The sequence below is a fragment of the Halopseudomonas pelagia CL-AP6 genome (assembly GCF_000410875.1).
GTDB classification, from domain to species: Bacteria; Pseudomonadota; Gammaproteobacteria; order Pseudomonadales; family Pseudomonadaceae; genus Halopseudomonas; species Halopseudomonas pelagia.
On record NZ_AROI01000011.1, the window covers coordinates 27479 to 48416 of the forward strand.

Sequence of the window (20938 nt, forward strand, 5' to 3'; positions counted from 1 at the left end):
GGCTTACATGAACCGTCGCGGCACGCGGCCGTCGGCGCTCTGGCCGTTAACCAGGCTGCTGGTTACGACCTTTTCGCCTGCAGTGAGACCCTCGATGACTTCGGCTAATACGCGGTTGCGTGTACCTACTGTGATGGTTCGCGGTTGCGGCCGGCCTTGGCTGTCGAGCACCTGGATTTCATAACGGCTGCCCCGTTCTGGCGCGGGAGCGGCTTGATCACGCACAGGTCTGCCAAGCGCCGCTACCGGGACGGTGAGCACATCCTCGGCGGACTCATTGACGAAAAATACCTGGGCGCTCATCTGCGGGAGTAATTGACCGTCCTGATTAGGCACATCAAACAAGGCATTGAACAGCACGACGTTGTTGATCACTTCAGGCGTAGGCAGAATTTGCCGCAAGGTGCCTTCCCAGCGGCGGTTGGGCTGGCCCAAGGTGGAAAAATAGGCTGGCATGCCTGGCTCTAGCCGGCTTATATCCGCTTCTGAGACCTGGGTACGCACGGTCATGGTCGACAGGTCTGCGATCTGCACTACGATCGGGGCAGTTTGGTTGGCGTTCAGTGTTTGCCCCTGATTAGCCAATTGCTGGACAACGGTGCCGGACATGGGTGCGTAGATACGCGTGTAGTCCAGGTCCGCCTGGTCGCCCTTGAGCGAAGATTCGGTCTGTCGAATTTGCGCCTTGACTGCGGCAATTTGCGCGCTGGCAGAACGTAGCGTTGCGTCGGCGCTCTCCAGCGCCTCCTGACTGGTGGCGTCCAGTTTGCGCAGATTGCGCTGGCGCTCGGCCTGGAGTCTGGCCAAGGTTTGTTGGGCTTCTCGATCAGCCAACTGCGCCTGCAGGTTGGCCAGCTGTGCGGTGCTCGCCTCGACTCGGGCAAGATAAACCGTGGGGTCGATTTCCGCCAGTAACTGATCCTTCTCTACGCTTTCGCCTAGCTCGACGTGCAGCCGCAGCAATTGTCCCGACACCTGGGTGCCGACATCGACATAATCCAGCGGGCCCAGCGTACCCAGCGCGGTGATATTGTCTTCAATGCTGCCGCGCTGGACCTCGACGCTGGCATACTCTGGCGCTCGGTTTTGCGGGCTCAGCCACAGGAACCAGGTCAGAGCGGCAACACCTAGAACCACGGCGGTCAGCCAGCAGAACATACGAAATGAAAAACGTGAAGGTCCAGCCTGCATTAGTCAGTATCCAGAACGGGTAGGTGAGCGCAAGTTTACAGGCGAGGATGTCAGGGCGGGGCGGTTCTGGGTAAAGAGACTGTAAAGAGCCGTGTCATCGCTTGGCGTCTGAAGGCGGGCTGGCCAGTACCAACTGATATTCAGGGTGGTTGTTAAAGAGCCTGGCCGAGTCGCCGCTGCTGTGCATCTGCCGCAGACCCCGGTTGAAGTCATTCATCAATGTTTCGGCCTGGGGGTGGTGGGCCGGGATCATCAGGTGCAATGTGACATCCGCCAGTGGGTGCTGCAGTTCACGCAGGATCAGCGGCTGACGTTTGTGTTGAGCCAGCGTGGCAAGGTAGGCAACATTAGCCGGGTTGCTGATTAACACATCGACCCGGTTGCGGCTCATCATCTCGTAGCATTGCTCGATGGTTCTGGGTCGGACAAAATTCAGCTTCTCGCGCTGGTCGGCGGCCCAACCAGCAAACTCGTAACCTGCGGGTAGGCAGAAAACCGCTTGTGCCAGTTCTTGCGCTGATCCCTGCTGAAAAGGGCTGTTGGGCGTGACGTAGAAACGGATCTTCAGCAGGTATAGCGGGTCGGAGAATAGGAAGTTGGCTTTGCGCTCGTCCGTGGCGATGTAGGGAAAGGTGGCGGCATACTCCAGCTTCAGGCTGTCTTCATAACCTCTTACCCAGGGTCTGAATTCAACTTGTGTGGTGACGCTGCTGTGGGCGAATGCGTTAGTAACCAGCGCCGTGAGTACGCCCCCGCTGTGCAGATCACTGCCGGTAAAAGGAGGGTATTCCTCACCGGTCACCAATTTGATGGGTTCAGCGGCAAAAGCGCTATGGCATGTCAGGGTCAGGGCGATCAGCAGGGTTATTTTTTGCAGCCAGTTCAAGTGCTCGCTGAGTAATGTGCCGCCAGCCTTATCAACTAAGGCGTCGTGCGAAGAGTTGAGTGTTGAGTCCATTCAATATCCTGTCATTACCGCACGGGGCACCATTGCGCTTCTGAGATGAGTGTAGCTGCTCTACAGACTTTTGCCCGTTATCGAAGCGCGCTCTGACAATGCTATCCAGGCCCCATCCGGAACCTGCTGCTTGAGGGTGCAGCAGGTCAGGTCAGCCAGCGATACAAGGTGCGCCGGGTAATGCCCAGTATATCCGCTGCCTTACGTTTGTTGCCCTGGGTCGCTTTGAGCACTTGATGAATATAACGGCGCTGCACACTTTCCAGGCTTGGCATGCCTTCAGGGTTTGCTTCAGCGCTGAGTTGAGTGTGCACCGGCGCTGTGCTGTCATCGACAGTCAGGTCAGCTGGCGCGGCGGGTTGCTCAAGAATGCGCTGTGGTAAGTGTCGGGCTTCGATCAGGGGGCTGTCACAGAACGTCGCCGAGCGCTCTACCGCATTTTGTAGCTCGCGCACATTGCCGGGGAAGCTGTAGCTGAGCAGTGCTTTCAGTGCCTCATCACTGAAGCCTTTGATCGCGCGTTGTTGACGCGTATTGAAGCGGGTAAGAAAAAATTCGGCAAGCAATTGCACGTCTTCGCCCCGGGCGCGCAAGGGTGGAACTTGTAAGCCAAAGGTTTCCAGACGGTAGAACAGGTCTTCACGGAAGCTGCCCTCGGATACCGCCTGGGTCAGATTGCGATTGGTCGCTGCCAGGACCCGCACATCAACCTGAATCTCGTGGTCGCTGCCCACCGGACGGATGCGACCGTCCTGTAACGCGCGTAGCAATTTGGCCTGCAGGGCCAGCGGCATTTCGCCCAGCTCGTCCAGCAGCAGGGTGCCGCCGTCGGCCTGCTGGAACAGTCCGGCTCTTTGGCTTCGTGCGCCGGTAAAAGCCCCGGCCGCGTGGCCAAAAAATTCACTTTCCATCAGTTCGCTGGGGATGCCACCGCAGTTGACCATCATGTAGGGCTTGTCTTTGCGCGGGCTTTGCTCATGCAAGGCTCGGGCGACCAACTCCTTGCCGGTACCGCTTTCGCCTTGAACCAGCACCGGGCCGTCAGCCAGGGCAATCTGCCTGATCTGATCGAACAACTGCAACATGGCCGGACTCTGGCCGAGGATGCCGTTGAACTGGCGCACGGCGAGCAACGACCGATAGTGCCTGACCTCATTGCGCAGCCGACGATTTTCCAGCAGACGCGTGACGGTGAGCAGAAAGTGATCCATTTCCAGTGGCTTGGTAAGAAAGTCATCGGCACCGGCTTTGAGCGATTCGACGGCCTGTTGAACCGAACCGAATGCGGTAATGATCAGCACCGCAGGTGGCGGATCAGCCTTGCGCGCCGCTGGGAGCAGGCTGAGACCGTTTTTACCCGGCAGGCGCAGGTCGCTGACCAGCAGGTCAATCTGTTGGTTCTCAAGCGCCAAAAGGCCAGCTTCCGCGTCGCCGCAGGCGCTGACGCGGTAACCTTCGGCTTCCAGCTCCTCTTGCAGCAGCTCCCTTAGCCCGCTGTCGTCCTCGACCAGCAATACATGGTCAGTCTGTGCCATGGGCAAGATCCTCGGTTGGGCTGGATGGGTGTTCTGTCAGCGTGTTATGTCGCGATGCAGGTAAGCTGAGGCAGGCCCGGCAGCCCCCTAGCGAGCTCTTGTCCAGCCTCAGCGCGCCAAGATGCTCTTCAGCTACGGCCTTGACGATAGCCAAGCCCAGGCCGGTGCCGTCACCGGGCGACTTGGTGGTATAAAAGGGTTCGAGCAACTGCTCAATCGGGCCTTCGGGGAGCCCGTCGCCGTCGTCATCAATGCAAATGCTCAAGCGGCTAGCCTGCGCCGTCAGGCTCAGGCTGACTTGACTATGTGCGGCTTGCAGCGCGTTGCGCATGAGGTTCAGCAATGCCAGCTCCAGACGGCCGGCATCGCCATGCAGTCCCGGAACGGGCTGTGTCAGATCAATGCGTAGCTGTTTACCAGCTGACTCGAATTCCGGCCGTATAGCGTCGCAGACGGTCTCTAGCAGCAGGGCAGGCTGGATATTACGATGTTGCGTGGCTGCCGGCCGGCAGTAGTCGAGTAACTGGTTTACCGTGCGGGTTAAACGCCAGACCTGGGAGCGAATCCCTTCGAGCTGTTTCTGCTGGCGCAGATCCAGGCCTTCGGTTTTTTGCAGACGCCGGGCGCGGCCATCAATCACGCTTAACGGTGCGCCCAACTCGTGGGCGATCCCCCTGGCCATGCCGCCGATAGCGACCATTTTTTCATTGTCTTTTAGCCGGGCCAGTAGCGTCGTTTCCGCCTGACGATGCGCTTCGACTTCACGTTGCGCCTGTTCGATGCTGTCAAGCATGCTGTTCAAGCCATGGGCCAGGCTGGCGACTTCACTGGGGCCTTCCGGCACTGCGCGGTGCGAGTGGTCACCGGCAGCAACCCGCTTCATATGCGCTTGCAGTTTGTCTACGTGACGGCCGACACCGCCGTAGTGGCCAAGCATTACCGCGCTGATAATGGTCAGACCCAGTAGCGACCACACCAGCCAGGCGATAATCGTCAGTTGATCCAGTGCGCGGCCAAAATCGCTGGCACGCCGGGTAATCTGGATCAGGCCTTTAATCTGCCCGGTATGGTCGAACAGCGGAAGAAAGTGCGAGAACAGATCACGCCCGGCGACCCGGCTGTAGGCTTCCTGCCCCTCACCGGTGGTCATAATACGTTCGGGGATGCTGGTGCGGCTGAGGTCACTTTCGGTAATGCCGGCGGCGGCGATACGCGTGCCATCAACGTCGAATACGGAAGCGCCATACACCTCGCCAAGAACAAACACCGAGCCTAGGGCCAGCTCGATGGCCGCCCGATCATTCTGGCCTAGCGCAGCTCCCACCGGGATGCTGACGGCACGACCGATCAGTTCCAGGTCATTCTTCAAACGCTGTTCTTGAAATTGGCTGGCTTGGCCGAGGCCAAAGCGGATGCCCAGCGCAGTGAGCAATAACAGCGGCAGCACGACGAACAGCAGTAGTGTGCGTTGCAGCCCGCTGATGCTGCTCCAGGGTCGTTTCCACCATTGTGTGTCAGTTTTAAACGGATATTTTTTGCTCATGTTTAAAAAAGATACAGATAAAGCGCGCTATTGGCCAGCGGACGATCAGATAGGAAATCATAATAAATATTAAAAGTATATATAAAACAATATGTTAAGTATATTTTACCGGTCTTGGCACGGTAAGTGGATGGATATTGGTGATTCCAACCGAAGGAGAAACGATATGACTAACCTGAAAACACTGACAGCTGCCATTTGCCTTGCCACTTTCGGCTTTGCTACTTCCGCTGCCGTTGCGCAGGAAGGTGCTCCAGCTCAGGCGCCGATGGAACAGCAGGCCGCTGCGCCGATTTCGGATGCTGATCTGGAAAAGTTCGTTGAAGCTGAAGAGAAAGTTGCTGAGATCCGCGACGAGTTTACTCAGAAGCTGAATGAAGCAGAAGACCAGGAGCAGGCTCAGTCGCTGCAACTGGAAGCTCAGGAAAAAATGATGGAAGCCGTTGGCGAAGTCGGTATTGACGTGCCGGTGTATAACGAGATTGCCACGCGTATCCAGTCTGACCCCGAGCTGCAACAGCGCGCTCAAAAGGCTAACTGAGCAGAGCTGCGCAGTCGCCTGATTAACTGATTAGGCTGTGCTGGCCGCGCCGGAAGGTGTTCCCTGAGAACCCTTCCGGCGTTTTTGTGTGCCGAGTGCGGGATCGGTTGTTTTGCTGATGATATTAGGTCCGACGGTACTCGGCTCGGCGGGCCAGCCCTTCGCGTAATAGATCGACTGCCTGGCGGACCTTGGGCGATAAATGCCGCTGTTGCGGGTAGAGCGCCCAAACCGCCGTGTGCGGCGGTTGGTGCTGCGGCAGCAGCGCGCGGAGCCGCCCACTGCGCAAATGCTCATGTACATAGTAGTCGGGCAATTGGCACAGCCCGAAACCCCGCAATGCGGCGTCCAGCACTGCCTTGCCGCTGTTGCATTGCCAGTTGCCCTGCACCCGCAGTGGCGTCTCCTTGCCGCCCTGTTGAAATTGCCAGGTGTCGCTGCTGCCGATCAGGCAGTTGTGCCTGGGTAGCTCGGACAGGCTGTGGGGTGCGCCGTGGCGTTCCAGGTAATCCGGCGCCGCACACAGGTACATGTGTCGCGGTGCCAGGCGCGTTGCGATCATGCTGGAATCCTGCAACCGACCCAGGCGTATGGCCAGATCATAGCTGCCGTGGAGCAAATCCAGGGTCTGATTGGTCAGCGTCATCTCGATTCTCAACTGCGGGTGCAACTGCATAAAGTCGTTGAGCAGCGGCATGATGAACTCTTCACCATAGGCCACGGCGCAGGTCACGCGCAGCAGGCCTTTGGGCGAGCTGCCCAGGTCGCTCACCGCTTGCATGGCTTCGTCGCGGGCGTCAATCAGCCGCTGGCAATGGGCGAGAAAGGTCACTCCCGCTTCGGTCAGGCTGACTTTGCGCGTGCTGCGATACAGCAGCCGGGTCTGCAGGCGGTCCTCTAACCTCGCCACCTGGCGGCTGACATGCGAGGACGAGACGCCCAGGCGCTTGGCTGCGCCACTGAAGTGACCCAGCTCGGCGACGCTGACGAATTCATCAATCCCTTCCCACGGCGTCATGATTATCCCTGTGTGGCAATAATGTTTTGTTTGTTGGCTTATTATCCACGAATCAACTGTCTACTACACTAGGTGCATCCTGTTATTCAACCTGTGGAGTAGACCATGATCAAATCCCGCGCCGCCGTTGCCTTCGAAGCCGGCAAGCCGTTGCAAATTGTTGAAGTCGACGTAGCCCCGCCGCAGAAAGGCGAGGTCCTGGTGCGCATTGTCGCCAGTGGCGTCTGCCATACCGACGCTTTTACCCTGTCCGGCGAAGACCCCGAAGGTATCTTTCCCGCGATTCTGGGCCATGAAGGGGGTGGCATCGTCGAGGCCCTAGGTGAAGGCGTGACTTCGCTGGAAGTGGGTGACCACGTGATTCCGCTGTATACCGCCGAATGCCGCGAGTGCAAGTTCTGCAAGTCGGGCAAGACCAACCTGTGCCAATCGGTGCGCACCACCCAGGGCAAGGGTGTAATGCCTGACGGTACCTCGCGTTTCTCCTATCAGGGCAAGCCGATCTATCACTATATGGGTTGCTCGACGTTTTCCGAGTACACCGTGCTGCCGGAAGTGTCCCTGGCCAAGATCCCCAAGGACGCGCCGCTAGAAAAAGTCTGCCTGCTCGGCTGTGGTGTCACCACGGGGATCGGCGCGGTGCTGAATACCGCGAAAGTGGAAGAGGGCGCTACCGTAGCTATTTTTGGCCTCGGTGGCATTGGCTTGGCGGCGATCATCGGCGCAACCATGGCCAAGGCCAGCCGGATTATCGCCATTGATGTTAACCCGTCCAAGTTCGATATTGCCAAGGAGCTGGGTGCTACCGATTTCGTTAACCCCAAGGATTACGACAAGCCGATTCAGGAGGTCATCGTCGAGATGACTGACGGTGGAGTGGACTATTCCTTCGAGTGCGTCGGCAATGTGCAGCTGATGCGCGCGGCGCTGGAGTGCTGTCACAAGGGCTGGGGTGAATCGACCATCATCGGGGTAGCCGGAGCCGGTCAGGAAATCAGCACCCGTCCATTCCAGCTGGTGACCGGTCGAGTCTGGCGCGGCAGTGCTTTTGGTGGTGTTAAAGGCCGTACTGAGCTGCCCGGCTATGTGGCCAAGGCGCAGAGCGGTGAGATCCCGCTGGACACCTTTATCACCCACACCATGGGCTTGGAAGATATCAACCAGGCCTTTGACCTGATGCATGAAGGCAAGAGCATCCGTACCGTTATTCATTTTTAAGTCCAAGCAGCTGCAGCGCTCAGCCGCTGCCGCTTCAAGATAACGCATTCAGGCTTTTGCTTGCTGCCTGGCCTAAGGAGATTGTATGCAGGATTCGCTAGAACTGGTCGCCGCCAACAAGAGTTTTGGTGGTTGGCACAAACGTTATCGTCACCGCTCTACCGCGCTCAATTGCGAGATGGTATTTGCCGTGTATCTGCCGCCGCAGGCAGATCAGGGAGAGCCGTTGCCGGTGGTTTATTGGCTGTCGGGGTTGACCTGTACCGATGAGAACTTCATGCAGAAGGCTGGCGCCCTGCGCATCGCTGCCGAACTTGGCCTGGTGATCGTTGCACCGGATACCAGTCCGCGGGGCGAAGGGGTGCCGGATGATCCGGACGGTGCCTATGATTTTGGCTCCGGTGCGGGCTTTTACATCAATGCTACCGAGCAGCCCTGGGCGCGGCATTATCAGATGTATGACTATGTTGTCACCGAGCTGCCGGAACTGATCGAGGCGCATTTTCCGGTGTCGGCGCGGCGCAGTATCTGTGGCCATTCCATGGGCGGTCATGGGGCGTTGATCTGCGCCCTGAAGAACCCCGGCCGCTACTTGGCCGTGTCGGCGCTGGCGCCGATTACCAATCCTAGCCAGGTACCCTGGGGGCAGAAAGCGCTGGGGCGCTATCTGGGTGAAACCCCGGCTAACTGGAAAGCCTGGGATACCTGTGAGCTTCTGGCTCAGGCTGGCGAACGATTGCCGCTATTGGTGGATCAGGGCGAGGGCGATGAGTTTCTGTCGCAATTACGCCCCGAAGCGCTGGAGGCGGCGGCCCAGGCGGCGGGCCACCCACTGACCCTGCGCCGGCAGCCGGGTTACGACCACAGCTATTACTTCATCGCCAGCTTTATCGAGGACCATCTACGTTATCACGCCGAGGCTTTGAGCAACTGAGCTTCTAGCGAACTGCCTGAGCCTGTAAGATCTGGTCTCGCTGTCGGCTTGACCGACGATCGATATCAGCAGGGGGCAGTATGCGTATTGGGCACGGTTATGACGTACATCGTTTTGGCCAGGGCGACTTTATTGTGCTGGGCGGGTTACAGATCCCCCATCGGCAGGGTTTGGTTGCCCACTCCGACGGTGATGTACTGCTGCATGCCCTGACTGATGCGCTGCTGGGCGCAGCGGCTCTGGGCGATATTGGCCAGCACTTTCCCGATACCGACCCGCAGTTCAGGGGCGTCGATAGCCGCGTGTTGCTGCGCCAGGCGCTGGCGTTGGTGCGTGCCAAGGGCTGGAAAGTGGCCAATGTGGACGCCACCATAGTCGCCCAGGTGCCAAAAATGGCGCCGCATATTTCGGTCATGCGTGACAATATTGCCGCTGACCTGCAGGTCAGTATCGATCAGGTCAACGTCAAGGCGACGACGACCGAAAAGCTCGGGTTTACCGGCCGCGAAGAAGGCATCGCAGTGCATGCGGTTGCCCTGTTGCTGCCACTATGATCACCAGCCAGCTTGACTGCCTGGGCCCCACGGCATGGGGTCCGCCCTGTGGTAGCGCGGTACTGAAGGCGCAGCCGGAGCACTTCCGGGTGACCGAGGTGCTGGATATAGCGCTGAGCGGCGAGGGTGAGCATCTGTGGTTGTTGATCGAGAAGCGTAATCTCAATACCGAAGAGGTCGCCAAGTGTCTTGCACGGGCGGCTGGCCTCAAGGTGCGGGATGTCAGCTATGCCGGTCTCAAAGACCGCAAGGCGGTGACGCAGCAATGGTTCAGCTTGCAACTGCCCGGGCGCGCTGACCCGGATTTCAGCTCAATCTGGAATGCCAATCTGCAATGCATCGACAGCCGTCGTCACAGCCGCAAGCTGCAGCGCGGTGCGCACAGCGCCAATCATTTTGTTATTCATCTGAGTCAGCTGCAGGCAGACGTGCCCCTGCTGGATGCCCGGCTGCGGCAGTTGGCTACGCACGGCGTGCCGAACTATTTCGGCCCCCAGCGCTTTGGCCACGGTGCAGGTAATGTCCAGGATGCGCTTAGTTGGGCACAGCGTGGCGCACTGCCGCCCGCCAGGGGCACGCGCTCCAGGCTGCTATCCACGGCGCGCAGTTTGATATTTAACCGGGTGCTGGCCCAGCGGGTGGCTGCGGGTACCTGGAATCAGGCGCTGAGCGGAGACTGCCTGGCGTTCACTAATAGCCGCAGTCATTTTTCCGCAGATCGCCTGGCCGATAATGACCCCAGGCTGGCGGCGCTGGATGTGCATCCCACCGGCCCACTGTGGGGTCTTGGGGAATCCCCGGTCAGTGCTGAGACGGCGGCGCAGGAACAGGCGGTAGCGGCAGCCGAACCGCAATTGGTGGCCTGGCTATTGGCCGCCGAAGTCGAACAGGCGCGGCGCATTTTGCGCCTCCCCATTGGCGCGCTGACGTGGCATTATCCTTCCCCAGAGAGTCTTGTAGTTGAATTCACCTTGCCGACTGGCTGTTTTGCCACCGCAGTGCTGCGTGAGCTTGTTGCGCTGACGGATGAGCCGGGCGGCGGACTGGAAAGCGAAATCTGATGCGTATTCTGATTGCCAATGATGATGGTGTTCTGGCGCCCGGCCTTGCGGCTTTGCATGCGGCGTTGAGCGGTTATGCCGAGTGTGTGGTGGTTGCCCCCCATGAGGATCGCAGCGGCGCGAGCAGCTCGCTGAGCCTGGATAAGCCGTTACGCCCGTTTGAACTGGCGAACGGTTTTATTGGTCTCAACGGCACACCCACCGATTGCGTACACCTTGGCTTGAATGCGCTGTACGAAGACAGTGTGGACATGGTGGTGGCGGGGATTAATCACGGCGCCAACCTGGGTGATGATGTACTTTACTCGGGCACCGTGGCTGCGGCACTGGAGGGGCGTTTTTTACAGCGTCCGGCGATGGCTTTTTCGTTGGTCGGGCGCCAGGGGGATCACCTGCAGACGGCCGCACTGATTGCTCGACGTATGGTCATGGCGCACGAAGCCCTGGATCTGCCACCGCGGACCATATTGAACGTGAATATTCCCAATCTGCCGCTAGATCACATCAAGGGTATCCGTCTGACGCGGCTGGGGCATCGCTCACGTGCTGCCAAACCGGTGAAGTGGGTAGATCCGCGGGGCAAGGAAGGTTATTGGATATCCGTCGCCGGTGATGCAGAAGACGGCGGTGAGGGTACTGATTTTCATGCGGTGATGCAGGGCTACGTCTCTGTGACGCCGTTACGTGTAGACAAAACCCATTACGAGGTATTCGATCATCTCGGACAATGGCTAGAGGGGCTAGGCTGAATGGGCGTGCGAGAAGGTATAGACCGACAGGGGATAGGCATGACCTCGCAGCGCACTCGCGAGCGCTTGCTTGAGCGTCTGTTTGAAGAGGGGGTGCGTAACCTGCACGTACTGGAAGCGATTCGCCGCACCCCACGCCATCTGTTTGTCGATGAAGCGCTGGCCCATCGCGCGTATGAAGATACCGCGCTGCCGATTGGCCACAACCAGACGATCTCGCAGCCCTACATAGTCGCGCGGATGACCGAGCTGCTGTTGGCTGGCGGCCCGCTGGACAAGGTGATGGAAGTGGGCACCGGCTCCGGTTACCAGACAGCCATTCTGGCTCAGGTCGTCGAGCGGGTGTTCAGTGTTGAACGCATACATCCCTTGCAGGAACGTGCCAAGGCTGTGCTCAAGGACATCAATATACGCAATGTGGTGTTCCGGCATGCCGACGGTAACTGGGGTTGGCCACAATACGGCCCCTACGATGCCATTCTGGTCGCGGCAGCGCCTGCGCAGGTTCCTGTAGAGCTGCTTAACCAGCTTGCAGATGGTGGACGCCTGGTCATTCCGGTTGGCGAGCAGGAGCAATTCCTCACGCTGGTCGTGCGCGAGGGCGATAACTTTATTCATCAGCAGGTCGAACCGGTCCGCTTCGTTCCCCTATTGGCTGGAGCCATTCGATCTTGAGCAACCGAACTTGAGCACTTTATCTTGAACAATAGCGACAATCGTCCTTTGGCTTTTTTCATGGTGTTTCTCAAGGGCATGGCCATGGGCGCAGCAGATGTTGTACCCGGCGTATCCGGCGGGACCATTGCTTTTATCAGCGGGATTTACGACCGCCTGCTGGGCGCCATCGCAGCCTGTACGCCAAATAAACTGATCTGGTTGGCCCGCGGTCGCTTTCGCGAGACCTGGCAGGCTATTGACGGCGCCTTTCTGTTCACCCTGTTCGCTGGCATCCTCACCAGCATCGCCAGCCTGGCCCGGCTGATCAGTTACTTGCTGGATAATCATAGCGAGCTGCTATGGTCGTTCTTCTTCGGTCTCATTCTGGTGTCAGTCTGGCTGGTGGGGCGGCAGATCTATCGCTGGACTGCCTGGACGATAGGTGCTTTTGTGCTGGGGGCGATGTTCGCCTATCTGATTACGGTGGCCGTGCCCTTACAGTGGCCGGCGACGCCGGTGATGATCTTTTTGGCTGGCGCGATAGCCATTTGCGCAATGATCCTGCCGGGTATTTCCGGCAGCTTCATCCTGCTCCTGCTGGGCTTGTATGCGGTGGTGCTTGAGGCGGTGAAGGACTTCAATCTGAGTCTGATCAGCGTTTTTGCCCTAGGTTGCGTTGCTGGTCTGCTGAGCTTCTCGCGTCTGCTGTCCTGGTTGCTGGCGCATGCACGCAATATTACTCTGGCTTTTCTCACCGGCCTGCTGGTTGGATCGTTAAACAAGGTCTGGCCCTGGAAAGAGGTGGTCAGCTGGCGCGAGAACAGCCAGGGCGAGCAGGTACCCTTACTCGAATCGAATCTCTGGCCGCAGCATTATCAGGCGGTGACAGGCGAGCCTGCCTATTGGCAAGGTGGGTTGGCGTTGATGCTGCTGGCCGTGGTATTAGTGTTGTTATTGGAGTGGTGGGGCAACCGTGCAACGAATTAACCCCAGGCTACTCCCTACTAGTGAAAGCCATTATTTATCCTTGCTTTGGGGCCGTGTGTGTCTGATCTGCGAACTGCCATGTTCGGAATAAAACAACTGGGCCTTTTAGGTCTGGTTACCCTGCTGGCTGCCTGTGCCGGCCCCAGCGGAATGGCTCCCATAGATGATCGGGCTCGGGGCGGTCAGCGCGGGGTCCCCGCAACGACCTCGGGCCAGCATGTTGTACAGCGCGGTGAGACGCTCTATCAGATTGCCTTTCGATATGGTTGGGACTGGAAAGCCCTGGCTGCCGCCAATGGCCTGCGCGAACCCTTTACCATCTACCCTGGGCAACAGATCCGCTTGGGAGCGGGCCGCGCGCCGACGGTAGCCGCAGCGCAGCCCGCAAGGCCCACGGCCCCGCGCAGCGCCAGTACGCCACCGCGTACCAGCCAGCCCGCGCGCACTTCTACCCAGGTGGCAGCGCCTGCCGCGCGCCCCGCAGCGCCAGCCAAGACCGTCAGCCTGCCGGTCAATGTGGCAGGCTGGGCCTGGCCAGTTCAAGGGCCGCTGCTGTCGCGTTTTCAGTCAAACGGGAGTTTGAATAAAGGCATTGATATTGCCGGGCAATTGGGACAGCCTGTGAAAGCAGCCGCAAGCGGCGCTGTGGTGTACGCCGGACGCGGGTTGCTGGGTTATGGCGACATGATTATTGTCAAGCATAATGAAACCTATCTCAGCGCTTACGCTCATAACAGTAAGCTGCTAGTCAGTGAGGGTGATCAGGTCAAGGTTGGCCAGGTCATAGCAGAGATGGGTAGTAGCGGCACAGACCGTGTCAAGTTGCATTTTGAAATACGCCGCAAGGGCCAGCCAGTTGACCCTTTGAGCTATTTGCCCAAGTCTTGATTGCAGGTATGCGGATCGGCGGTAGTACCGACATATGCCTGTCATAGTGACAATTTAGTTTGGTATGCAGTCTGGTAGGTAAGTGAGGTATGCAGCGCGCAGATGCTGCTTGATAGTAGAGCGTGAAGCGCAGTGCCTGCGCAAGGCTATTGCGAAAACCTGATCGAATTGTAACGGGGCAAGCGTTATGGGATTGAATAATAATAAAGAGCCCAACCAGTACAACGAAGACGATATCGTTGCGGATGGACGTCAACACAGGGATGAGGACGCGGACATGGATGCACCTCACAGCGATGTACCTCGGGCCAAGGTGGTCACACCGCGCACCCACAAGCGTGAAAACGCCTTCGAATTTACCAAGCAGTTGGACGCTACTCAGCTGTATCTGAATGAAATCGGTTTTTCTCCGCTGCTAACCCCAGAAGAAGAAGTGTATTTTGCGCGCTTGGCGCAGAAGGGCGACGCTGCCGGGCGCAAGCGCATGATTGAGAGTAATCTGCGGCTAGTGGTGAAAATTGCCCGTCGCTATGTCAATCGGGGTCTGACCTTGTTGGATCTGATTGAAGAAGGCAATCTGGGCCTGATCCGGGCGGTGGAGAAATTTGATCCGGAGCGTGGGTTCAGATTCTCCACCTATGCTACCTGGTGGATCCGCCAGACCATCGAACGGGCGATCATGAACCAGACGCGGACCATCCGCCTGCCGATTCATGTGGTGAAGGAACTCAATATTTACCTGCGCGCAGCGCGGGAGCTGACCCAGAAACTCGATCACGAACCCTCACCTGAAGAGATATCCAAATTGCTTGATCGTCCGGTAGCGGACGTCAAACGCATGCTCGGCCTTAATGAGCGAGTCGCTTCGGTGGACATGGCCTTCGGCCCGGACTCGGACAAGACCCTGCTCGACACCCTGACCGACGATCACGTTACCGATCCCTGCGAGCTGTTACAGGACGATGATCTGAACACCAGTATCGACAACTGGTTGTCCGAGTTGACTGAAAAGCAACGTGAAGTGGTTACCCGCCGGTTTGGCTTGCGCGGCCATGAAAGCAGCACGCTCGAAGAAGTTGGCCGGGAGATCGGCCTGACCCGCGAGCGCGTCAGGCAGATTCAGGTGGAGGCGTTGAAGCGGCTGCGGGAAATTCTTGAGCAGCATGGTCTCTCAGGTGAGTCGATCTTCCAGTAGGCGACTGCCCGGCTGGAACCAGAACCAGGATCAGAACCCAGGTCAGGCGACCTGGGTTTTTTCTTTGCTGATCCAGATGTAAACCGCCGGTAATACGAACAGGGTGAACAGGGTGCCGATGGTCAAGCCGCTGGCGATGACCATGCCGATATCAAAACGGCTGACCGCACCGGCGCCCTGGGCCAGCAGCAGCGGAACCATGGCAAAGACCATCGCCGCCGTAGTCATCAATACCGGACGCAAACGAATGGCGGCGGACGCCTCCACCGCTTCGCGTACTGACATCTGCCGGTCCCGCTGCAATTGATTGGCAAACTCGACAATCAGAATCCCGTGCTTACTGATTAGCCCGATCAGGGTCACCAGGCCGACCTGGGTATAGATGTTCATCGTCGAGAATCCGAGAAACAGCGGGATCAATGCACCACAGATGGACAGGGGCACCGTGACCAGAATCACCAAGGGATCACGGAAGCTCTCGAACTGAGCTGCCAGCACCAGATAAATCAGTGCCATGGCCAGCCCGAAGGTCAGGTATAACGCCGCTCCTTCTTGCTTGTACTGGCGTGCAGCGCCGGCGTAATCGATGGTGAAGCCCTGCGGTAGCACCTCGGCGGCAATCTCCTCCAGCGTAGCCAGGGCCTCGCCCATGCTAACGATGGGCACGCCCTGAATCCGCGCAGCATTGAGTTGCTGGAACTGATTGAGCTGGGTTGGCCGTGCGCGCTGATCGAGATTGATCAGCGTACCCAGGGGCACCATGACGCCCGCGCTGTTGCGCACGTAATAATGATTCAACCAGCCACTATTGTCGCGGAAAGCACGTTCCACCTGGGCGATGACCTTGTAGCTGCGGCCATCGATGGTGAAGCGGTTGATTTCACCCTCACCGAGCAAGGTTGCCAGGGTGACGCCGATATCTTCCATGGCGACGCCCATTTGTGCGGCTTTCTCGCGGGCGATTTCTATCGTTACCTCGGGCTTGTCAAAGGCCAGGTCGATATCCAGGAACGCGAACTTGCCGCTTTCCTGGGCGCGGTTCTTGATTGTCTCAGTGACCTGCAGCAGACTCTCGTAGTCACTCGGCGTGTTGATCACGAACTGCAATGGCAGGCCGTCGCCGGTGCCTGGCAGGGACGGCAGGTTGAAAGCAAATACCTGTAACCCAGCCACTTTATTCAGCGCCGCCTGAACTTCCGGTAACAGCTCCATCTGGGTGCGTTCACGCTGATCCCAAGGTTTCAGTAGAAAGCCGCCGATACCGCTTTGCACGCCATCTATACCGTTGATCTGGAAGTGCGATTCATATTCGTCGAACTGCTTGAGCACCTTGTTCATTTCATCGGTGTAATGCGTCAGATATTCCAGGTTGACCGTCTGCGGCGCATTGGCCAGCATGAAGATGATGCTCTGATCCTCCTCTGGCGCGAGTTCGCTGCGGGTGAACATCAGCAGTAGCGGAATCAGTAGCAGTATCAGTGCACCAAAGGTCAGGGTGACGCCCAGTGTATTCAGGCTGCTGCTCAGAGTGCGTCGATAGCGACCCTGCAATTTATCGAAGATCTTGTCCAGCCGGCTGGCCAAGCCGCTGGGGTTTGCTTCGTGGCGCAGCAGTTTGGAGCACATCATCGGCGACAGCGTCAGGGCGACGATGCCGGAGATAATCACCGCACCGGCCAGGGTAAAGGCGAACTCCTTGAACAGCGCCCCGGTCAGGCCCTCAAGGAAGCCGATGGGGGCGTACACTGCAGCCAGCGTGATGGTCATCGCGACTACCGGCATAGCTATTTCGCGGGCGCCGGTCAGCGCCGCATCAAAGGGTGTTTTGCCTTCCTCGATATGCCGGTGAATATTTTCCACCACGACGATCGCATCATCCACTACCAGCCCAATTGCCAGTACCAGTGCCAGCAGCGTCAGCAGGTTGATCGAGTAGCCCATCAACTGCATGAAGAACAGCACGCCGATCATTGACAATGGAATGGTCACTACCGGAATGATGACTGAGCGCAGCGATCCGAGGAACAGGAAGACGACGATGATCACGATCACGACCGCTTCGGCAAGGGTCTTGATCACTTCATCAATCGACGACTGGATAAACAGCGTAGCGTCATAGGCGATGGACGCCTGCAACTCGCCAGGCAACTGCGCCTCGATGGCTGGCATGGCGGCGCGCACATCCTTGATCACGTCCAGTGGGTTGGCGCCCGGCGTGCCCTGAATGCCGATATACACCGAAGGAATACCGTCGAAAAAGCTGATCGAATCATAGCTCTCCGAGCCCAGTTCGATGCGTGCCACGTCGCGCAGCAATACGCGGGTGTCGCCGCTGGTCTTGACCGGAATGGCACCGAAGGCTTCCGGGTCCTTCAGATCGGTGAAGGCGCTGACGCTGGTCACCACGTACTCGCCCTTGATCTCACCAGCAGCGGCCAGGTAGTTGTATTTGCTGACCGCCTGATTGACGTCTTCTGCGCTCACCTCATAGGCACCCATGCGCGTCGGATCCAGCCACAGGCGCATGGCGAAGGTTTGGCGCCCGAGGATTTCGGCTTCGGCGATACCCGGCAGGGTCGCCAGGCGTGGTTGCACAATACGCGACAGGTAGTCGGTAATCTGCGGATTGCTCAAGGTCTCGCTGTAAAAGCTGATGTACATCAGCGCGGTGGAGTCAGCTGCCTGACGACTGATGACGGGCTCCTGGGCCTGGGGGGGTAATTGGTTACGTACCTCGGCGGCCTTGGAGAGGATGTCGGTGTACAGTCGGTCGGTATCCGCGCCCAGCCGTGCGTAAATCTGGATCACGGAGAAATTTTGCCGGCTGACCGAGTTGATATAGTCCACGCCGTCGGCGCTGGCCAGGCTCTGCTGCAACGGCTGGGTTATGTAGCCCTGGATGACCTCGGCATTGGCCCCGGGGTAGGCGGTGGTGACGGTAATCAGTGCATTCTCGAGTTGCGGATACTGGCGTATCGTTAACTGACTGAACGCTTGCAAGCCCAATAAGACGATCAGCAGGCTGACCACGGTGGCCAGCACTGGGCGGCGGATGAAAATATCGGTAAATGCCATGCCAGGGCCGCCTTAAAGTGGATTGCTGTTGTTAACGACCACACGTGTCTGGCTGTCGAGCTTTAGCTGGCCGGCTGTGACCACTTGCTCTCCGGCCTGCAGGCCAGTCAGTACCACTATCTGGCCGTCGCGGCGGTCGCCGGTGGTCACCGAGCGTCGCTCGACCTCCAGCACCGGTTCTTCCTCGTGCATCTGCGGTTGGCCGTCGTCATCCAGGCGCGGCTTGATGACATAGACGGAATTACCATACAGCGTGAAGGTGATGGCGGTTTCCGGAACCACGATCTGCGGGGTTTCCAGCGGTTGCAAGACTTCAAGCTCGGCAAACATGCCCGGCAACAGCTGCTCCTCCGGGTTCTCGACCAGGGCTCTGACCTGCAGGTTACGCGTACTGGCCTCGACCTTCGGGTTGATTGCAACGATCTGACCCTCAAAGGCCTGTTCCGGGAAGGCCGCTACCTTGATCCTGACCAGTTGGTCGATGGCCAGCTGCGGATAGAACTGCTCGGGCATGAAAAAGTCGACGAACAGGCTGGACAGATTCTGCAGGGTGGCGATGCTGGTCCCGGGCGACAGGTAGTCGCCCGGATCCACTTGGCTGATGCCTATACGGCCAGCAAAGGGCGCATTAATGCGCTTCTTGGCCAGGATGGCGCGCAGCTCTTCCGCCTGCGAGGTAGATTGCTGCAATGATGAACGCGCCTGGTCAAATTGGCTCTGGGAAATGCTCTGACGTGCCAGCAGGTTCTCCTGACGCTTGAACTCCAACCGGGCAAGGTTGGCCTGGGCTTCGGCCGATTGCAGACTGGCTTGCTCCACAGCGCTACTCATGACCAGCAGCGGTTGCCCGGTTTCTACTTGCTGGCCGGAGGTAAAGAGCACTTCGGTGACGGTGCCATTGACCTCAGCCGTGAGCTCCACACCTAGTGCGGCGGTCATGGTGCCGATAGCCGGCAGGCGCGTCTGCCATTGAGTTTCAACTGCCTCGGTCGCGGCAACCTCGATGGGCGGTTGCGGCGCGCTGAACATGGCAATCTGCTGGGTAATGGAAAAGTACTTGTAGGCTGCCAGCGCCAAGATAAAGAGCGCAACCAGGACCAGCATCACTATCAGACGACGCAGCATGAAGAAAATCCTTTTGATGTTCATACAGAGAAGAGGGACGGCCAACTATTATCCCCCGGAGCAGGGTAAATTCCAATGCCATTGGCCTCGACTTTACCCTGGAGTGTTTCCGCCATTGCTTGCTTGCGCTATAAATGCAGCAGGCTTTTGCGCGCTGGGTGCAGAAGCTTTTTTTTGGCGTATGGAGATAAAAAGCTCATGGATCTGACAAACCCCTTTGTTCTGGCGGCTGTAGCGGTACTGATAGTGGTTCTGGTGTACGCGGTGATGCTCTACAACCAATTGGTCAACATCAAGCATGCGGTGAGCCAGGCCTGGGCGAATATTGATGTGTTGCTGCGTCAGCGTCACGATGAGTTGCCCAAGCTGGTCGAAGCCTGTCGCCGTTATATGCAGCATGAGCAGCAAACGCTGGAAAAGGTGGTGCAGGCCCGCAGCGCGGTGGCGCAGGCCCGCGAGCGTTCTGATGTAAAGGGCGTGGGCCAGGCTGAATCAGCCTTGCGTATGGGCTTGGGCCAGCTATTTGCGGTGGCAGAAAACTATCCCGACTTGAAAGCCAGTCAATCCTTTCAGCATTTGCATGAGCGCATCAGCGGACTGGAAACCGGTATTGCCGATCGTCGCGAGCTGTATAACGCTGCGGTGAATATCAATAACGTACGTATCGAGCAGTTCCCCGATGTGATCATCGCCAGAGTCTTTGATTTCGAGACCGCTGAGCTGTTGCAGTTTGCCGAAGCCGACAAGGCCGATGTGGATATGCGGGCGCTGTTTTCATGATCGATGTGCACGGCGTAATGTGGTTGCCAGTCATGCATTTTTATCTGCTTCTGGCTCTCAGTACCCTGGGTAGCTTGTACGCGATATACCGGATGCTGACACGTCTGCGACGAGCCCGCTGGGTCGAGGACACGCCCACCTCGCGGGTCCGCTCTGCGGCTCAGGGTTTGGTCGAATTGAAAGGCCAGCTTGAGGCTGGTGGTCACGCCCCGCTGATTTCGCCCCTGGCAGAAATAAATTGCCTTTGGTACCGCTTTCGAGTCGAGGAATATCGCCGCAGCGGTAAGTCCAGTCAGTGGCGAACGATTGAACAGGGGGCGTCTGAGAGGCCCTTTGTGCTGTGCGACGAGACCGGCAGTTGTTGGGTCAACCCTAAGGGTGCAGAAGTACATCCGCGTCAGCGCAGACGCTGGGAGGGGCGTCGCCGCTGGCCTGCGGGGCATGCGCTGCAGACCGGCCTGCTGGGCAGTCTGATTGGCAGCCGCTATCGCTATACAGAGGAGTGGTTTGCCGAGGGCGAAACGCTGTACGCCTTGGGCTGGTTTCAAAGTCGTGGGGGCGGGCGTGAAGCCAGCGACAGCCAGTCGGTGGCGCGTCAGCTAATCAGTCACTGGAAGGCTGACTATACGGATTTGTTGTCGCGCTTTGACCAAAATAATGACGGTCGGTTGGATTTGCAGGAGTGGGAGAAGGTGCGCCGCGCCGCAGAGCAGGAAGCGGCGCGGCAAATACGAGCAGCAGGTCAAGCCCCAGTGGTGCACATGCTGGCTAAACCCCAGGTAAAAGGTCTGCCGTTCTTGTTATCCGATCACCACGAGGAGCATCTCAGTCAACAATTGCGCCGGCAATCGGGCTGGAGTCTTTTCGCTCTGGTGCTAGCTGGTTTGGTCAGTGGCAGCCTGTGGCTGGCGCTCTTTTCTGCTGGCTAG

General features: G+C 58.3%; 19 protein-coding genes. 12 read left to right on the forward strand and 7 right to left on the reverse strand.

Annotation, left to right across the window (positions count from 1 at the left end):
* Nucleotides 1-3: 3 nt before the first annotated feature.
* The 4 genes from K787_RS22775 to K787_RS22780 all read right to left on the reverse strand — a co-directional run bounded on the left by K787_RS22775 (nucleotide 4) and on the right by K787_RS22780 (nucleotide 5227).
* Nucleotides 4-1191: an efflux RND transporter periplasmic adaptor subunit gene (locus K787_RS22775; RefSeq protein ID WP_022962810.1), complete on the reverse strand. Its 1188-nt coding sequence runs from the start codon at nucleotides 1189-1191 to the stop codon at nucleotides 4-6.
* Between the two features lie 94 nt (nucleotides 1192-1285).
* Nucleotides 1286-2149 (reverse strand): substrate-binding periplasmic protein, encoded by an 864-nt coding sequence (locus tag K787_RS0110740; protein WP_022962811.1) that lies wholly within the window; start codon nucleotides 2147-2149, stop codon nucleotides 1286-1288.
* 146 nt (nucleotides 2150-2295) lie between these two features.
* Nucleotides 2296-3684, reverse strand: a complete 1389-nt coding sequence (locus K787_RS0110745; protein WP_022962812.1) for a sigma-54-dependent transcriptional regulator — start codon at nucleotides 3682-3684, stop codon at nucleotides 2296-2298.
* The gene (locus K787_RS22780; protein WP_022962813.1) at nucleotides 3671-5227 is read right to left on the reverse strand and encodes a sensor histidine kinase; all 1557 of its coding nucleotides are present in this window, start codon (nucleotides 5225-5227) and stop codon (nucleotides 3671-3673) included. Before K787_RS22780 ends, K787_RS0110745 begins: the two co-directional genes overlap by 14 nt.
* Nucleotides 5228-5393: 166 nt before the next feature.
* On the opposite strand from K787_RS22780, the gene K787_RS0110755 reads away from it, so the two are divergent.
* The gene (locus K787_RS0110755; protein ID WP_022962814.1) at nucleotides 5394-5768 is read left to right on the forward strand and encodes a DUF4168 domain-containing protein; all 375 of its coding nucleotides are present in this window, start codon (nucleotides 5394-5396) and stop codon (nucleotides 5766-5768) included.
* 124 nt (nucleotides 5769-5892) lie between these two features.
* Here K787_RS0110755 and K787_RS0110760 read toward each other — a convergent pair whose 3' ends face one another.
* Nucleotides 5893-6786 (reverse strand): LysR substrate-binding domain-containing protein, encoded by an 894-nt coding sequence (locus K787_RS0110760; RefSeq protein ID WP_022962815.1) that lies wholly within the window; start codon nucleotides 6784-6786, stop codon nucleotides 5893-5895.
* A 105-nt stretch (nucleotides 6787-6891) separates the two neighbouring features.
* Between K787_RS0110760 and K787_RS0110765 the strand changes: the two genes are divergently transcribed.
* The 9 genes from K787_RS0110765 to rpoS all read left to right on the forward strand — a co-directional run bounded on the left by K787_RS0110765 (nucleotide 6892) and on the right by rpoS (nucleotide 15029).
* Nucleotides 6892-8004 carry an S-(hydroxymethyl)glutathione dehydrogenase/class III alcohol dehydrogenase gene (locus K787_RS0110765; RefSeq protein ID WP_022962816.1) on the forward strand — a complete coding sequence of 371 codons (1113 nt, stop codon included), beginning with the start codon at nucleotides 6892-6894 and terminating at the stop codon, nucleotides 8002-8004.
* Between the two features lie 85 nt (nucleotides 8005-8089).
* Nucleotides 8090-8938, forward strand: a complete 849-nt coding sequence (gene fghA, locus K787_RS0110770; RefSeq protein ID WP_022962817.1) for an S-formylglutathione hydrolase — start codon at nucleotides 8090-8092, stop codon at nucleotides 8936-8938.
* 80 nt (nucleotides 8939-9018) lie between these two features.
* Nucleotides 9019-9492: a 2-C-methyl-D-erythritol 2,4-cyclodiphosphate synthase gene (ispF, locus tag K787_RS0110775; RefSeq protein WP_022962818.1), complete on the forward strand. Its 474-nt coding sequence runs from the start codon at nucleotides 9019-9021 to the stop codon at nucleotides 9490-9492.
* Nucleotides 9489-10553 (forward strand): tRNA pseudouridine(13) synthase TruD, encoded by a 1065-nt coding sequence (gene truD / locus K787_RS0110780; RefSeq protein ID WP_022962819.1) that lies wholly within the window; start codon nucleotides 9489-9491, stop codon nucleotides 10551-10553. Before ispF ends, truD begins: the two co-directional genes overlap by 4 nt.
* The gene (gene surE / locus K787_RS0110785; protein ID WP_022962820.1) at nucleotides 10553-11302 is read left to right on the forward strand and encodes a 5'/3'-nucleotidase SurE; all 750 of its coding nucleotides are present in this window, start codon (nucleotides 10553-10555) and stop codon (nucleotides 11300-11302) included. The genes truD and surE overlap by 1 nt, the downstream gene beginning before the upstream one ends.
* 39 nt (nucleotides 11303-11341) lie before the next feature.
* Nucleotides 11342-11977: a protein-L-isoaspartate(D-aspartate) O-methyltransferase gene (locus tag K787_RS0110790; RefSeq protein ID WP_022962821.1), complete on the forward strand. Its 636-nt coding sequence runs from the start codon at nucleotides 11342-11344 to the stop codon at nucleotides 11975-11977.
* 60 nt (nucleotides 11978-12037) lie between these two features.
* Complete coding sequence (locus tag K787_RS0110795) at nucleotides 12038-12946, forward strand: polyprenyl-phosphate transporter (protein ID WP_028614842.1); 909 nt, start codon at nucleotides 12038-12040, stop codon at nucleotides 12944-12946.
* Between the two features lie 78 nt (nucleotides 12947-13024).
* Nucleotides 13025-13834, forward strand: coding sequence for a peptidoglycan DD-metalloendopeptidase family protein (locus tag K787_RS0110800; RefSeq protein ID WP_022962823.1), 810 nt, complete (start codon nucleotides 13025-13027; stop codon nucleotides 13832-13834).
* 187 nt (nucleotides 13835-14021) lie between these two features.
* Nucleotides 14022-15029, forward strand: a complete 1008-nt coding sequence (gene rpoS, locus K787_RS0110805; RefSeq protein ID WP_022962824.1) for an RNA polymerase sigma factor RpoS — start codon at nucleotides 14022-14024, stop codon at nucleotides 15027-15029.
* Nucleotides 15030-15071: 42 nt separating this feature from the next.
* On the opposite strand, the gene K787_RS0110810 is transcribed toward rpoS, so the two are convergent.
* Together K787_RS0110810 and K787_RS0110815 are read right to left on the reverse strand one after the other, a co-directional pair.
* Nucleotides 15072-18104 carry a multidrug efflux RND transporter permease subunit gene (locus tag K787_RS0110810; RefSeq protein ID WP_022962825.1) on the reverse strand — a complete coding sequence of 1011 codons (3033 nt, stop codon included), beginning with the start codon at nucleotides 18102-18104 and terminating at the stop codon, nucleotides 15072-15074.
* A gap of 12 nt (nucleotides 18105-18116) precedes the next feature.
* The gene (locus K787_RS0110815) at nucleotides 18117-19229 is read right to left on the reverse strand and encodes an efflux RND transporter periplasmic adaptor subunit (protein ID WP_022962826.1); all 1113 of its coding nucleotides are present in this window, start codon (nucleotides 19227-19229) and stop codon (nucleotides 18117-18119) included.
* Between the two features lie 198 nt (nucleotides 19230-19427).
* Between K787_RS0110815 and K787_RS0110820 the strand changes: the two genes are divergently transcribed.
* Both K787_RS0110820 and K787_RS0110825 read left to right on the forward strand, forming a co-directional pair.
* Nucleotides 19428-20009: a LemA family protein gene (locus K787_RS0110820; RefSeq protein ID WP_022962827.1), complete on the forward strand. Its 582-nt coding sequence runs from the start codon at nucleotides 19428-19430 to the stop codon at nucleotides 20007-20009.
* A complete protein-coding gene (locus K787_RS0110825; RefSeq protein WP_022962828.1) occupies nucleotides 20006-20938 on the forward strand; it encodes a GIDE domain-containing protein in 933 nt (310 codons plus the stop codon). The genes K787_RS0110820 and K787_RS0110825 overlap by 4 nt, the downstream gene beginning before the upstream one ends.